At 53.6% G+C, this 13,601-nt stretch carries 15 protein-coding genes; 7 read left to right on the top strand and 8 right to left on the bottom strand.

Annotation, left to right across the window (positions count from 1 at the left end; all coding sequences use genetic code 11):
* The first annotated feature begins 73 nt into the window (after positions 1 to 73).
* On the top strand, positions 74 to 2,263 hold the full coding sequence (gene glgB, locus BOW52_RS00830) for a 1,4-alpha-glucan branching protein GlgB (RefSeq protein ID WP_078482183.1): 2,190 nt from the start codon (positions 74 to 76) through the stop codon (positions 2,261 to 2,263).
* 15 nt (positions 2,264 to 2,278) lie between these two features.
* Positions 2,279 to 4,537: a carbamoyltransferase HypF gene (hypF, locus tag BOW52_RS00825; RefSeq protein WP_078482182.1), complete on the top strand. Its 2,259-nt coding sequence runs from the start codon at positions 2,279 to 2,281 to the stop codon at positions 4,535 to 4,537.
* Between the two features lie 38 nt (positions 4,538 to 4,575).
* Here the strand turns inward: hypF and BOW52_RS16890 are convergent, their stop codons facing one another.
* The 3 genes from BOW52_RS16890 to amrS form a co-directional block, all read right to left on the bottom strand.
* The gene (locus tag BOW52_RS16890; protein ID WP_172840045.1) at positions 4,576 to 4,722 is read right to left on the bottom strand and encodes a hypothetical protein; all 147 of its coding nucleotides are present in this window, start codon (positions 4,720 to 4,722) and stop codon (positions 4,576 to 4,578) included.
* Positions 4,723 to 5,010: 288 nt separating this feature from the next.
* On the bottom strand, positions 5,011 to 5,265 hold the full coding sequence (locus BOW52_RS00820; protein ID WP_078482181.1) for a hypothetical protein: 255 nt from the start codon (positions 5,263 to 5,265) through the stop codon (positions 5,011 to 5,013).
* Between the two features lie 76 nt (positions 5,266 to 5,341).
* The gene (amrS, locus tag BOW52_RS00815; RefSeq protein ID WP_078482180.1) at positions 5,342 to 6,451 is read right to left on the bottom strand and encodes an AmmeMemoRadiSam system radical SAM enzyme; all 1,110 of its coding nucleotides are present in this window, start codon (positions 6,449 to 6,451) and stop codon (positions 5,342 to 5,344) included.
* A gap of 134 nt (positions 6,452 to 6,585) precedes the next feature.
* Between amrS and amrB the strand changes: the two genes are divergently transcribed.
* From amrB to BOW52_RS00790, 5 genes are all read left to right on the top strand, one after another.
* The gene (gene amrB / locus BOW52_RS00810; protein ID WP_078482179.1) at positions 6,586 to 7,371 is read left to right on the top strand and encodes an AmmeMemoRadiSam system protein B; all 786 of its coding nucleotides are present in this window, start codon (positions 6,586 to 6,588) and stop codon (positions 7,369 to 7,371) included.
* Positions 7,349 to 7,933 (top strand): AmmeMemoRadiSam system protein A, encoded by a 585-nt coding sequence (gene amrA / locus BOW52_RS00805; protein ID WP_078482178.1) that lies wholly within the window; start codon positions 7,349 to 7,351, stop codon positions 7,931 to 7,933. The genes amrB and amrA overlap by 23 nt, the downstream gene beginning before the upstream one ends.
* A gap of 73 nt (positions 7,934 to 8,006) precedes the next feature.
* Complete coding sequence (gene fliK, locus BOW52_RS00800) at positions 8,007 to 9,341, top strand: flagellar hook-length control protein FliK (protein ID WP_078482177.1); 1,335 nt, start codon at positions 8,007 to 8,009, stop codon at positions 9,339 to 9,341.
* Complete coding sequence (locus BOW52_RS00795; protein ID WP_078482176.1) at positions 9,338 to 9,640, top strand: EscU/YscU/HrcU family type III secretion system export apparatus switch protein; 303 nt, start codon at positions 9,338 to 9,340, stop codon at positions 9,638 to 9,640. The genes fliK and BOW52_RS00795 overlap by 4 nt, the downstream gene beginning before the upstream one ends.
* On the top strand, positions 9,633 to 10,772 hold the full coding sequence (locus tag BOW52_RS00790; protein WP_078482175.1) for an amidohydrolase family protein: 1,140 nt from the start codon (positions 9,633 to 9,635) through the stop codon (positions 10,770 to 10,772). The genes BOW52_RS00795 and BOW52_RS00790 overlap by 8 nt, the downstream gene beginning before the upstream one ends.
* 43 nt (positions 10,773 to 10,815) lie before the next feature.
* On the opposite strand, the gene BOW52_RS00785 is transcribed toward BOW52_RS00790, so the two are convergent.
* The 5 genes from BOW52_RS00785 to BOW52_RS00770 form a co-directional block, all read right to left on the bottom strand.
* Positions 10,816 to 11,208, bottom strand: a complete 393-nt coding sequence (locus tag BOW52_RS00785) for a DUF2802 domain-containing protein (protein WP_078482174.1) — start codon at positions 11,206 to 11,208, stop codon at positions 10,816 to 10,818.
* Between the two features lie 9 nt (positions 11,209 to 11,217).
* Complete coding sequence (locus BOW52_RS16885; protein ID WP_172840044.1) at positions 11,218 to 11,379, bottom strand: hypothetical protein; 162 nt, start codon at positions 11,377 to 11,379, stop codon at positions 11,218 to 11,220.
* A 30-nt stretch (positions 11,380 to 11,409) separates the two neighbouring features.
* On the bottom strand, positions 11,410 to 11,877 hold the full coding sequence (locus BOW52_RS00780) for a chemotaxis protein CheW (protein ID WP_078482173.1): 468 nt from the start codon (positions 11,875 to 11,877) through the stop codon (positions 11,410 to 11,412).
* A gap of 116 nt (positions 11,878 to 11,993) precedes the next feature.
* A complete protein-coding gene (locus BOW52_RS00775; RefSeq protein ID WP_078482172.1) occupies positions 11,994 to 12,749 on the bottom strand; it encodes a chemotaxis protein CheW in 756 nt (251 codons plus the stop codon).
* Complete coding sequence (locus tag BOW52_RS00770; RefSeq protein ID WP_078482171.1) at positions 12,746 to 13,540, bottom strand: ParA family protein; 795 nt, start codon at positions 13,538 to 13,540, stop codon at positions 12,746 to 12,748. Before BOW52_RS00770 ends, BOW52_RS00775 begins: the two co-directional genes overlap by 4 nt.
* Positions 13,541 to 13,601: the final 61 nt, after the last annotated feature.

The raw sequence follows: 13,601 nt of genomic DNA, 5'->3' as shown, positions 1-13,601 counted from the left end.
CCCGTATGCTAACATCAGTTGCATTACGGTTGGATAAAACATAGTGCCAACGTGGAAAAACAACAGGAAACTAATGGAACCGATCCCTACTGCCGCCGCAAGTATCAGCGAATCACTGCAACGCCTCCTTGACGCACGTCATCACGACCCCTTCAACGTGCTGGGTCTCCACAAAGCGGGTAAAGAGAGTGTAGTCCGCGTTTATATTCCGTCAGTGGCCTCGGTAGAGCTAACCGATATCGGTGCCGAGATGACGCGAATCCCCGGCAGCGACATCTTTGAGTGGCGCGGTGATACCACCGCCCTGCCCGAGCGCTATCAACTGAGCTGGTGTGACAGCCGTGGCGAACAGATCACACGTCATGACCCCTACTGTTTCCCCCCGCAGATCGGTGATCTCGACATGCACCTGTTTGGCGAGGGGCGTCACCGCCACGCCTACCGCATGCTTGGTGCCCACCCGCATACCGCTGATGGCATTGATGGTGTGCGCTTCTGCACCTGGGCTCCCGCTGCAGAGCGGGTCAGTATTGTTGGTGATTTCAACAGCTGGGATGGGCGAACCCATCCGATGCGGGTACGCGGCGGTAGCGGAATCTGGGAACTCTTCATCCCCGACCTGCAGCCCGGCATCAACTACAAGTTTGAGATCTGCAATCGCGATAGCGGTGAGATCCTGCTCAAGAGTGACCCCTACGGCCAGCAGTTTGAAATGCGTCCCGAAACCGCCTCAATCGTGCGTGACTACGAATCATATGGGTGGGGGGATGAGAGCTGGATTGAGACACGCGCCAAACGCGAGTGGCAACATGAACCGATGTCGACCTACGAGGTCCATCTAAGCTCCTGGCAGCTCGATGATGAGGGCAACTTCCTCAACTACCGCGAACTCGCCCATCGCCTGGTCGACTATGTTGAACAGACCGGTTTTACCCACATCGAACTGTTGCCGATTACCGAACACCCCTTCGACGGCTCCTGGGGCTATCAGACCATCGGCTACTACGCCCCTACCAGTCGCTTCGGCACTCCCGATGACTTCCGCTACTTCGTCGACTACTGCCACCAACACGGTATTGGCGTACTGCTCGACTGGGCACCCGGTCACTTCCCTAAGGATGCGCACGGCCTGGCCAACTTCGATGGTACCGCACTCTACGAACACGAAGACCCTCGCCTCGGTGAACACCGCGACTGGGGCACACTGATCTTCAACTACGGTCGTAACGAGGTGAAGAACTTCCTCATCGCCAGCGCCGTCTACTGGCTGGAGGAGTTCCACATCGACGGACTACGTGTTGATGCAGTCGCCTCGATGCTCTATCTCGACTATTCACGCGAAGAGGGGGACTGGCTGCCCAATCGCTACGGTGGTAACGAGAATCTTGAGGCGATCGACTTCCTACGTGAACTCAACGAGGTCACCCACGGTGAGCACCCCGGTACATTAATGATCGCCGAGGAGTCGACCTCATGGCCGCAGGTCACCCGTCCCACCTGGGTCGGCGGTCTCGGCTTCTCGATGAAGTGGAACATGGGCTGGATGCACGACTCGCTCGATTACATGAGCAAGGATCCGATCCACCGCCACTTCCACCACGAGCGTCTCACCTTTGGCCTGCTCTACGCCTTCAGCGAGAACTTCGTACTCCCCTTCTCCCACGATGAGGTGGTGCACGGTAAGGGCTCCATGCTCGGCAAGATGCCGGGCGATGAGTGGCAGCGTTTTGCCAATCTGCGCCTGCTCTACACCTACTACTTCACCTATCCGGGTAAGAAGCTACTCTTCATGGGTAGTGAATTTGCACAGGGTGGTGAGTGGAACCACGACCGAGCACTCGACTGGTGGCTGCTCGACTCACCGTTACACAATGGTATGAAACAGGGCGTGGGAGATCTCAACCGGCTCTACCGTGAGCTACCGGCGCTGCACCACCACGACTTCGACCACAGCGGATTCGACTGGGTCGACTGTCACGACGCCTCGCAGTCGGTACTTGCCTATCAGCGCAGCGGTGGTGGTAAGGAGGCGGTGATTATTCTCAACTTCACGCCAGTACCCCGCGAGAACTATCGCATCGGACTGCCGTGTGGCGGCCGTTGGCGTGAGGCGTTCAACTCCGACTCGCACTTCTACGGCGGTAGCGATATTGGCAACAGTGGCACTATCGAAGCTGAGGCAACACCGTGGATGAATCGAGAACACTCTATCGCGCTCACTCTCCCACCTCTGGCCGGTGTAGTGCTAGTACCTGAGGATTAGCTGCTAAGGAGCGTTATGGACGAACTGCGGGCCGAGAAACTCCATATCACCGGACGCGTTCAGGGCGTCGGCTTTCGCCCCTACATCTATCGACTGGCCACTCAACACGACCTGAATGGCTGGGTCTGTAATCTCACTGGTCTGGTTGAGATCCATATTGAGGGCGAGCAGACAAGAATTGAGGCCTTCATAGCAGACCTCATCCCATCGGCACCACCACTCGCCCGACCCGAGATCAGAAGCCGCGAGAGTGTCACCACACAGCAGTGCGATGCTTTTGAGATTCACCATAGCGAAAAGGGCAAAAGTGCCTTCATCCACGTACCACCCGATCAATACGCCTGTCCCGACTGCCTCAAAGAGCTCAACGATCCCGACGACCGGCGCTATCGCTACCCCTTCATCAACTGCACCCAGTGTGGGCCGCGCTATACGATTATCGACCGCCTCCCCTATGATCGCATCAGTACCAGCATGGCCGGTTTTGAGCTCTGCCCTGCCTGTCGCGCTGAGTATGAAGACCCGCTCGATCGGCGTTTTCACGCCCAACCGCTCGCCTGCCCCGAGTGTGGCCCTCAACTCCACTTTCGTCACCATGAGGGTTTTGACCTACGCGATAATGAAGCGGCACTTAGCGCAACCATTGAGGGCTTACGACAGGGATTAATTATCGCCATTAAGGGGATTGGTGGTTACCACCTGGTCTGTGACGCCAGCAATGACCAGGCCGTGCGCCGATTGCGGCACAATAAAAATCGCCCACATAAACCCTTTGCGGTGATGGTCGCTGCAGCAGGTGAAGATGGTCTGGCGATGGTTAAGAACATCGCGGAACCGTGTGAAGTAGCAGCCGGGCTCGTTCTCGATCCACTACGTCCGATTGTGCTGATGTCCGCGAAGAGTGAAAGTGGTCTCGCCGAAAGTGTAGCGCCGGGTCTAAACGTACTCGGCATAATGTTGCCCTACAGTCCACTACATACACTCATTACCGAATCGTTTGGCAAACCACTCGTCTTTACCTCTGGCAACATCAGCGGCGAGCCGGTACTGACCGAGGCCGCCGATGTTGAAGCTCGACTTCATGATGTTGTTGATGCCTTCCTGCACCACGATCGTCCCATTCGCCGCCCAGTTGATGACGCTATTTTTCAGATCTCAGCCGGTAAAGCACGGCCGATGCGCATCGGCCGTGGCAACTCCCCACTCGAGCTAAAGCTACCTTACAGGTTTGATCGTCCGATCCTCGCTGTTGGTGCCCACAACAAGGTGGCCGTTGCACTCGCCTGGGAAGATCGTGTCGTAGTCTCACAGCACCTCGGCAATCTCGATGCACCGAGAACAATCAACCAGTTTGAACGCACCATTGAGGATCTACAGCGACTCTACGCCGTCGAGGCTGAGATCATCGTCTGTGATGCCCACCCCGACTACTTCAGCAGTCGTTGGGCACGCGACCAGAAAGACAAGGAACTGATAAAGGTCTACCACCACCACGCCCACGCCTCCTCCCTCTATGGTGAGCAGCGGCTTGAGGGGACAGCACTCATATTCACCTGGGACGGTATCGGCTACGGCGAAGATGGCACGCTCTGGGGTGGTGAGGCACTACTCGGTAGACCTGGCAATTGGAAGAGAGTCGCCACCTTCCGCCCCTTCTCCCTGCCAGGCGCCATAAAGGTCGCCCATGAACCGTGGCGTAGCGCCCAGTCACTCTGCTGGGAGTGCGACCGGGAGTGGACGGGCAATCCACGCGAAAACGCACTGCTACGTCATGCATGGGAAACAGGTATTAACAGCCCGCGCAGCAGCGCCGTCGGCAGACTCTTCGATGCTGCAGCCGCCTTTACACGAACTCTGAAACAGGCCAGTTTCGATGGTCAGGCACCGATGTGGCTGGAATCGATATCAGCGTCGAAAGGTAAAGCGATTAGCCTGCCGCAGCATACGAGATCAGATGGTGTCATTGAAGTAGATTGGGAGCCGACTATTTTGACTCTGCTCGATGAGAGTCGTAGTTCAGCCATTCGTGCCGCCGATTTTCACGCCACCATGGCACAATCACTCAGCGACCAGACTCAGGCTATTACCGAAAAATACGACTTTGACTCAGTTGGGATCACCGGCGGTGTATTCCAAAACCACCTATTAACTGAAGCTGTAGTTAGGATACTTGCATCACAACAGCGCCCAGCAATTATTCACGAGACCATTCCAAGCAATGATGCTGGCATCAGTTTTGGACAAATAATTGAAGCAATCAATACCAAACACTAACCACTTAACATCAATCAACATATCCCAGTGAAGAGCATTCACTGGGATATGTTGAAGTGAGCAACCTCTTTAATCAGCCTAATTAACAGCAATAATTCGGCACGTCCCTCATCAACCGCTGCAACCATTTGTGGAAGATTATCGAGCACCAGGCGAGAAATCGTTAGACCCGTCTCTGCAGCCACCTTCTCCACGGCTTCTATGGAAAAACCGCGTGGTGGCTTGCTTACCCCCAGGAGTGCTGCAGGTGGAAGTGTTGAATAACTGTAACGATATGATCCGATGTACGCTCATCTGCAGCAGACGCCAGCGAAGGCAGCAGGGGCAGACATAGTCAATAGTGCACTCTGAAAAGACGACACAGAAGTACAGCTTAATTGAATAGAGTCAAAAGAGTGTCTGGATCAGTAGTAACAGGGAGGACACCAATAATACCGCTATCTTCCTTTTTTAAGTCCCACTTACTACGCCAGTTATGAAGCGCGTTCCCAACTATTTTCGTTCCGCACCACCTCATAACGAGCCCAGTTTGCGAACTCTTCATCGGAAACGACAAACGATTTTCGACGGTTCTCACCCACCAATATCTTGAATTGGACGCTACGCTCCTCATCGCCACTCACCTCGCAGAGTGATGAGTCGATTGCCAGCACCTGGCGCACCATCCAACGCTTGCCAAAATCACCGTTGCTGTAGAAAGCACCGATCTCTATCTCATCGATTTTCATAAAAACAATTCTATCGACTTGTCGATCTTTCCTGCACCCCCCATTGGTAATATCTCTTCCCTGTTTTTTCAGTGGCTTATGGGTGTAATTCCATATTGATCGGGAGTCGCTTTGCACCCCATTCACCGGGGTGTTTTTCAAACACACCAACGCAGGGGCTGTTGCAGTCACAACAGCGTCCATCGGCGGTCAGATTCCATTCAGTCAGTACATACCAGTCACGTCCGATCAGGCGCTTACCGCAACGGTGACAGTAGGTGCTACCACCTCGCTCATCGTGCACATTGCCGGTATAAACATGGTGCAGACCGGCACTCATCGCGATCTCACGTGCACGACTCAGCGTTACAGGTGGCGTGGGTGGGTGGTCCATCATTTTCCAGTCGGGATGAAAGGCACTGAAGTGCCACGGTGTATCAGCCCCGAGATTGTCGACCACCCAACGACTCATCGCCTCCAGTTCGCTCTCGGAGTCATTCTCGCCCGGAATCAACAGGGTAGTAATTTCAGTCCAGACATCGGTTTCATGTCGCAGATATTTAAGGGTCTCTAGAACAGGATCGAGCTGGCCACCACACAGCTTCAGATAGAACTCATCACTGAACGCCTTCAGATCAACGTTAGCGGCATCCATATAACTAAAAAACTCACGTCGTGGTTCATCACAGATATAACCAGCGGTAACAGCGACCGACTTGATTCCCTGCGCTCTACACGCCCTGGCTATATCAATTGCATACTCCATAAAGATGACTGGATCGTTATAGGTGTAGGCGACACTGCGACACCCCATCTCTCTGGCAACCCGTGCAATTTTTTCCGGCGAGGCCTGATCCATCAATGTATCCATCTCGCGTGATTTGCTCATATCCCAGTTCTGGCAGAATTTGCAGGCGAGATTACAACCAGCCGTACCGAACGAAAGAACGGGGGTTCCGGGAAGGAAGTGGTTAAGCGGCTTCTTCTCGATGGGATCGATACAGAAGCCGCTAGATCGCCCATAGCTGGTCAACACGATCTCATCAGACCTATTGGCCCTTACAAAACAGAGCCCACGTTGGCCATCACGTAGCTTGCAGTAACGCGGACAGAGATCACACTGCACCCGTCCATCCTCGAGTTTGTGCCAATACCGGGTCGGGAATGTTGGTGTCTCGGGCGTGATTGTTTCTGACCCCTTACTCATCGCTCATCCTCACTATCAATTCGCAACTTATCTGACCAGACTATAGTCGATATATCCTTACAGAATTACGGACTTGATATCGATCCACTCTCACACTATTGATAGTAGATAGATGTCCCACAAAGGGAGCCGGAATGGCAACTGTTAGACAACCAGCCGTGGCAGGCATGTTCTATCCAAGTGATCCAACAGAGCTTCGCACAATGGTCGATGGCTATCTGAGCGAGGCGGCAGAAGTAGCTCGCGTGCCCAAGGCGATCATCGCGCCACACGCTGGTTTTATCTACTCCGGCCCTATCGCCGCCTCGGCCTATACAGCAATCGCGGCGGCACGCCATCAGATCAAACGGGTGGTACTGCTAGGACCTGCACATCGGGTTGGTTTTCACGGTCTGGCGGCTAGCCATGCCGACTTCTTTCGTACCCCTCTCGGCGATGTCAGCATTGATAAAGCGGCTCTGGAGAAGATCATTGAGCTACCGCAACTCCACTGGCTCGATGAGGCGCATACCCTTGAGCATAGCCTCGAGGTCCAGCTCCCCTTCCTACAGCGTCTGCTTGATGACTTCACTCTGATTCCGCTGGTTGTTGGCGACTGCGCAGCAACAGAGGTCGAACAGGTTCTGAAACTGCTCTGGGGTGGCGATGAGACGCTGATCGTGATCAGTTCAGATTTGAGTCACTATCACGACTACCTCACCGCACAACAGATGGATCGCACCACCTCAAATGCCATAGAGCAGCTCGACGGCCGTGCCATTCACTATGAGAGCGCCTGTGGACGAAATGGTATTCTCGGCCTGCTAGCCGCTGTAGAAAAACATCAGATGACAATTAGAACCATCGATCTGCGAAATTCGGGTGACACCGCGGGTGCTCGTGACCAGGTGGTCGGATATGGAGCCTATCTCGTTGAGTAGTGTCACATCACTGACAGGGCATGAGCAGGACGACCTGCGTCAGCTAGCACGCGACTCTATCCGCCATGGGCTCACTCACGGTAAGGCACTTGATGTAAATGCGAGCGACTATAGCGACCCACTTCAACGGCAGCGTGCCACCTTTGTCACCCTGGAGCTCGGCGGCACACTGCGTGGCTGTATCGGAACCTTAGAGGCGCATCGCCCACTTGCCGTCGATGTCGCAAGCAACGCCTACGCGGCAGCCTTCTCCGACCCACGCTTTCCACCCCTTGATGAAAATGAGTTTCAGCGACTCGATATTCATATCTCTATCCTCACTCCCTCGGAACCACTCCTTTTTAATGGTGAAGAGGATCTGCTGGAGAAGATCCGTCCCGGCATCGACGGCCTGATACTGAGTGAGGGTTACCGGCGTGGCACCTTTCTCCCCTCAGTCTGGGAGTCACTGCCGAATCCTGAGCAATTTCTGCAGCATCTCAAGCTCAAGGCAGGTCTTCCGGCCGACTACTGGTCAGATCAGATTGAGATCGAACGTTACACCACCGAGTTGATTGAATAGCCACTCCCTCCTAAAGCAGCCCTATTCCTGACCGATAGAGTATGCTAGAGCCAATAGAGAGTCAGGGTCAGGCGTGGAAGTAAAACCGACACAACCGCAGATCACTACCATCAAAGTCGATGTCGCTGAGCTTAAGGCGGCACTGAGCAATTGGAAGGTAGGCGAATCACTGCTCGCTGTTGCACGCGAGAGTTCTCAGCAGGGACGTGTGATGCTGCAGATTGGAAATCTTGCGGTCGAAGCAAAAAGCGATCAGCCGATCCGGGCGGGACAACAGCTCCAACTCGTTGTCGAAAGGCTCACCCCCTCCCCCGTGATGCGTGTTGTTGATAACATTCAGCCCCCATCACCACAGAGCATTGCGTTAAAAAACCTGCTGCCACTACAGCGTCCCATCTCAGAACTATTGGCCAATCTCACCCAGCTTACCCAGACCAAGGTTGTCACCCAGCTGTTAACTGCAGCTTCAACGGCCATCACTCCCAGCAAAGTGAATTCCAGTAGCACGCCCCTCCTCACACCAACCCTACCGGGACAGCCAGTCACAACATCAGCCACGACACCTCCGCCCGGCATCAGTCGCGATGAGGTACGTGCCATCACACAACTTGCCCAGCGGTTGGTCAGTCAGATCAGCTCATCTAGTGATATCAGTAAACCAGGGGCGCTTGAGCAGGCAATAAAATCATCGGGAAATTTCTTTGAGGCCAATCTTCTCAAGGGACTGCAGGGACTCAATCGCCCCACCCCAAACAGCGACTTCAAGGCACCACTGCTGCAACTACTCGATCTGTTACGTACCGTCAGCAGCAGCAAATCGTTGCCACCTAGCAGTGACAAACTCCCTCTCAGCAGTGAACTGACTCTTCCCGGTAGCGCCCCCCAGGCTCCCGCACGTTTTGCACCGTCACTCCCCCTTGGGGACACATTGAGAATGCTTGCAGATCTTCTCAAGCAGGTTGAGGGGAGCCTTGCTCGCATACAGCTCAACCAGCTTACCTCTACACCTCATCAGGCCACAGAGGCGGAAACACGCCCCGCATGGCTGATCGAGCTACCACTTCGCAACGGTGAGCGGATCGATCTGGTGCAAATGAAATTCGAGGAGGAGCGTGGGAAAAACAGTGATGGCAATGCTGAGAAACAGTGGTCCGTTAAGCTTGCGTTCGATCTCGACACTATTGGACCACTGCACATCAAGGTGACCTACGCAGGCGGCTCCATCTCAACAATCTTCTGGGCCGAACAGCACGACAGCGCTGAACTCTTTAAGGCCAACATGGGTGAACTCGAACAGCGCCTTACCAAGGCTGGACTGGTTGTTAACAAACTCGATACTCACAGCGGTGCTCCCCCCTTTAAAAATGGCCTGCTTGCCGCCGAGTCGATACTGGATGAGAAGGCATGAAGGAGCAGCAAACCGGCAACGATCTCTCGATTGCACTTCGCTACGACGGCGTCGGTGCGCCCCGGGTCACTGCAAAGGGTGAAGGTGATCTCGCCCGAGAGATTCTCGAACTGGCGAAAAAACACGGAATCCCCTATCAGGAGAATCCGGTCCTGGTTCAGTTACTGGCTCAGATAGAACTGGGGGATCAGATTCCACGTGAACTCTATGTCGCGGTAGCCGAGGTCATCTCTTTCGCCTATATCATTTCGGGCAAACGTCCACCGCTTGAAACCGGAACAACTTCGCAGGATGAGTAACAAATTAATGGGTATCCTCACTATCCATCGTTCTATGAAATCACTGTTCGCACTACTACTTCTCACACACAGCGCTAACATTGCTGCCACTGAGCTCAACTTCAGTAAAGATCAACTTGAACAGCGTTGGGCCGATAGAATCGAGAAGCTACTTGAGACAGACAAACTACCGCTTATCGATCTGCAGACCAGTCTCAAATCTGAACAGATAAAACAATTCATCCCAGATGCTTTTGATGTGTTCGATGAGATTGGTATCGCTTTAATGGCTGCGGACGGCTATCAGCGGCCAAAGGATGGCAGTAAGGGGTATCGCTGGAGTAACTACATTCTGGAACTCGTCAATGATCACCCCGACTATTTTATTCCAACGACCAACGGCGGCACGAACAGTAACTGGCTTAAACAGAAAGGGGAAGACGAGAGACACTATATCGATCAGTTAGAGCACGAAGTTCGTAGTGGTCGCTATCGCGTTATGGGCGAACTCGACTTTCGCCACTACATGTCGAGCATCCAGTGCTCCCGAGGACGCAATGATCGTGACAACGCCATACCTCTAAGCAGCCCAAATGGTCATCGCCTGTTTGCGCTCAGTGCCGAGCGCGGCATCCCCTTCAGTATCCACCTGGAAGCGGAAGATCGCGAACTCACTGAACTAGAGAGGATGTTAAGGCAATACCCCAAGGCGAAGGTTATCGTTTCCCATTTTGGACAACTACGTCACCCTGAAAAGCAGCGGCGTTTTACGCCAAGGTATGTGCGTCACCTGCTTAACAGCTACCCCAATCTCTTTTTTGATCTCGCCATCGGTCATCCAAACCGTCAATACCAATGTGCCGGCCCAGACAATAACCGTCTACTTGAGGGTGATACGGTAATTTGGATGGGCAGCGAGGGAAATCAAAAAAAACGCGTCCGCACAGAGTATCTCGCCATCTTTAAAGAGTTCGACAGACGATTTGTGTTTGCCTCTGACTACGGCGGTGGACGCGCACCACTGACGAGACACCTACGTGAGAAGGTAGATAACTTCCGGGATATTATTCGCGACTTGCCAGAGAAGGCGAGGCACCAGTTTGCGTACCGAAACGCGTGGCGTCTTCTTACGGGTAGAGAGTGGAACAGGTAGGGATATTTACCAACCAACGGTCGATTCTGAGCGGACGAAGGGTCTATGCGTTACCAGCACTTTCCGCACTGTTCATCATGAAGATCAACTCTGCCTCACCACGGGTTAGGCCACAGGTATTGATTAGCTCATCAATCGAGGCACCACTGTGGACCAGTTTGCCAGCCTGTAGGTAGGGACGTTCACCTGAAGTTCTGAGATCAAGCTGATCCTGGCGTTCATTCTGGCTACGCAGACGTTGCTCCAGTTTATTGAGTCGATTGCCGACACCAACCGCACCACTACAGAGCGCACTCACATCATCACGAGTTGCATTGAGATCGACTCGGGTCTGTCGGAAAGCATCGAGCTCCCGACGCACCCTGGTAAGCTGGTAGATAGCAACGGCAGCTGTCGCCAACGCAGCAAGTGAAACAATGAAAAGTGCAATAGTCATGGCAGCTACCTATACATACTCATCTACGTGGGGACGTCCATCATCCTGCTGGTCATCGGCAGGTTTCTGTCGTTTCTCCTGCTTGGGGCGTTTCTTGCGCTCTTTCTGATCACGGCTCTTATCAACCGGATTGAGAGGAAATGTTGGAATAACGTCTCTTATCTCACTCATGGCGCACACCCCGCTACATAACGCGAAGACCTACCAGCCGGAACCACTCTCATCGAGTAGCTTGTTAAGGTCTACCAGAATGAGCAGTTTGCCTTCACGGCTGGCTACACCCTGGATATATTTTGAACTCTCATCATTACCGACATTGGGCGCCGTCTCGATCTCGGACATCGCCAGTTCCACAACCTCAGCAACACTGTCGACCAGAATACCGACCACCTGTTTATCCGATTCAATAATGACGATACGTGTCGAGTCGTCCATCTCCTCGGGCATCAGTCCAAAACGGCGACGGGTATCGATAACCGTCACCACATTTCCGCGTAGATTGATAATACCGAGCACATAATTCGGTGCACCGGGTACAGGCGCGATTTCAGTCACACGCAGCACCTCCTGCACCTGCATCACGTTAATGCCGTAGGTCTCTTGTTCGAGCTGGAAGGTCACCCACTGCAGGATGGGGTCATTGCCGGTTGCCTTCACTACTTCATTCATCTCAGTAACCTCTAAGGTCTATCTTATTCAGCTTATTGCATCTCGCGTCAGATATTTGTCGCGAAGCATATTGTTATTACGTTATTTGCATCAACCGTGCCAAGAATCAATATGTACTACTGATAACCACCTGTACCCAGCTGCTCAGCAAGCGCATCGGTATTGAGCAATGCACACATCTGCTCGATAACGGTACCCGCCAACCATGCGCGTTTACCCTTGGAGGTACGCCAACGTACATCATCAGATCCCAGTGTAATGACTTCATCGATATCATCACAGGCAAGTCCCCATTCACCCTCGCCGATCAGAATGATGTTGCCATATTGGCGCTCACCATCTTTCATTCGCTCGGGGGGTACAACAATACCGGCCGTATCAACGATCTTCACGTTTTTATCGAGATGCGGTAACAGCCCCATAAAGTGCTCAGAGTGGCCTGGCATCGGGGTGATCTCATCACTCCAGTTCAACACACCGTTGAGCCGTGCAAGCGGTACCGCCAGTTTTAATCCAGCAACGCTAAACAGTAGCGACTGGAAGGGTTCATCACCCCACTCTGGAACCTCAGACTCCGGCTCTGCAGCCTTCTCTTCAGCGGCAGCCTCAAGCTGCTCGGCAACTACCGGCTCCTCAACAATCGTCTCCTTAACCTCAGGAGGGGGTGCCACGGGGATTTCACGCGGTAATATACGTGGCGTCTCGGTTGTGATTGGTCGCACGCTCAGTTTGCTTTCCGCATCAACGGCTCGCAAACGGGCGACAGGTTCAGGTGTTGAAGGCGTGTCACTCAGCAGACCATCGAGATAGTCCCCCAGTGCCAAACTCTCGTCGAGAATCGACTCATTTTTTCCTGAATACTTTTTGTTCATCGAGCAGCTACCTGTTCTATTGAGTCGAAGGCCTGGAGATAGTTAAGCAGGTGGTGATAGGCAATTGAGCCTCTCGCGTTTGGCTGCATGATAGGCAGCGGAGCACCCGCTCTGCTCGCCTCACGGAAACGGGTATCAACCGGGATCACCTCATCCCATAGGTGACTGGCAAAGCGTTCCTGCAGATGGCGTACGGTTTCGATCGAGGCACGCGTACGTCGGTCAAACAGAGTCGGAACAATCGTATAATCGAGCGGTAGTGGACGGCTGTTGTTGATCATATTTAGGGTACTGAGCATGCGCTCAAGTCCCTTGATCGCCAGGAACTCTGTCTGCACTGGGATAATCAATCGCTCACATGCCGCCAGTGCGTTGACCATCAGCACACCTAACATCGGCGGGCAGTCGAGCAGCACGTAATCAAAGCGCCCTTCAAGACTCTTCACGGCCTCGGCCACGACCAGGCCCATACCTCCCAGTTTGCCCGATTGACGATCAAGTGTTGCCAACGCCATATTGGCCGGCATTATCTGCAGCTTAGGAAAACGGGTCGGATGGATCAAAGAGGTCGGATCAGCAGGAACACGACTAGCGTGACGCTGATAGAGGGTATAGGCGCCATTCTCAACACTATCGGGATCGAAACCAAAATAGCTGGTCAGAGAACCGTGGGGATCGAGGTCGATTAACAGCGTTTCGTGACCACGCGCAGCGAGGTGCCCAGCCAATGAGACTGTGGTGGTCGTCTTGCCAACACCGCCCTTCTGGTTAGCAATAGCCCAAACCTTCATAGCTACCCTCCTCAACACTGTCGAATGCGCTCACGTAGTGAGTCAAGCGCACCGACCCTGA

The organism is Solemya pervernicosa gill symbiont (genome assembly GCF_002020875.1).
Lineage (GTDB): Bacteria > Pseudomonadota > Gammaproteobacteria.
Note: the sequence above shows the minus strand (reverse complement) of the source record. Positions and strands in the feature narration are given on the sequence as shown.

Bases quoted from the DNA above. Each gene is read 5' to 3' on its own strand.
- glgB (WP_078482183.1), top strand. From the start codon at position 74: ATGGAACCGATCCCTACTGCCGCCGCAAGTATCAGCGAATCACTGCAA.
- hypF (WP_078482182.1), top strand. From the start codon at position 2,279: ATGGACGAACTGCGGGCCGAGAAACTCCATATCACCGGACGCGTTCAG.
- BOW52_RS00820 (WP_078482181.1), bottom strand. From the start codon at position 5,265: ATGAAAATCGATGAGATAGAGATCGGTGCTTTCTACAGCAACGGTGAT.
- amrS (WP_078482180.1), bottom strand. From the start codon at position 6,451: ATGAGTAAGGGGTCAGAAACAATCACGCCCGAGACACCAACATTCCCG.
- amrB (WP_078482179.1), top strand. From the start codon at position 6,586: ATGGCAACTGTTAGACAACCAGCCGTGGCAGGCATGTTCTATCCAAGT.
- amrA (WP_078482178.1), top strand. From the start codon at position 7,349: ATGGAGCCTATCTCGTTGAGTAGTGTCACATCACTGACAGGGCATGAG.
- BOW52_RS00795 (WP_078482176.1), top strand. From the start codon at position 9,338: ATGAAGGAGCAGCAAACCGGCAACGATCTCTCGATTGCACTTCGCTAC.
- BOW52_RS00790 (WP_078482175.1), top strand. From the start codon at position 9,633: ATGAGTAACAAATTAATGGGTATCCTCACTATCCATCGTTCTATGAAA.
- BOW52_RS00785 (WP_078482174.1), bottom strand. From the start codon at position 11,208: ATGACTATTGCACTTTTCATTGTTTCACTTGCTGCGTTGGCGACAGCT.
- BOW52_RS16885 (WP_172840044.1), bottom strand. From the start codon at position 11,379: ATGAGTGAGATAAGAGACGTTATTCCAACATTTCCTCTCAATCCGGTT.
- BOW52_RS00780 (WP_078482173.1), bottom strand. From the start codon at position 11,877: ATGAATGAAGTAGTGAAGGCAACCGGCAATGACCCCATCCTGCAGTGG.
- BOW52_RS00775 (WP_078482172.1), bottom strand. From the start codon at position 12,749: ATGAACAAAAAGTATTCAGGAAAAAATGAGTCGATTCTCGACGAGAGT.
- BOW52_RS00770 (WP_078482171.1), bottom strand. From the start codon at position 13,540: ATGAAGGTTTGGGCTATTGCTAACCAGAAGGGCGGTGTTGGCAAGACG.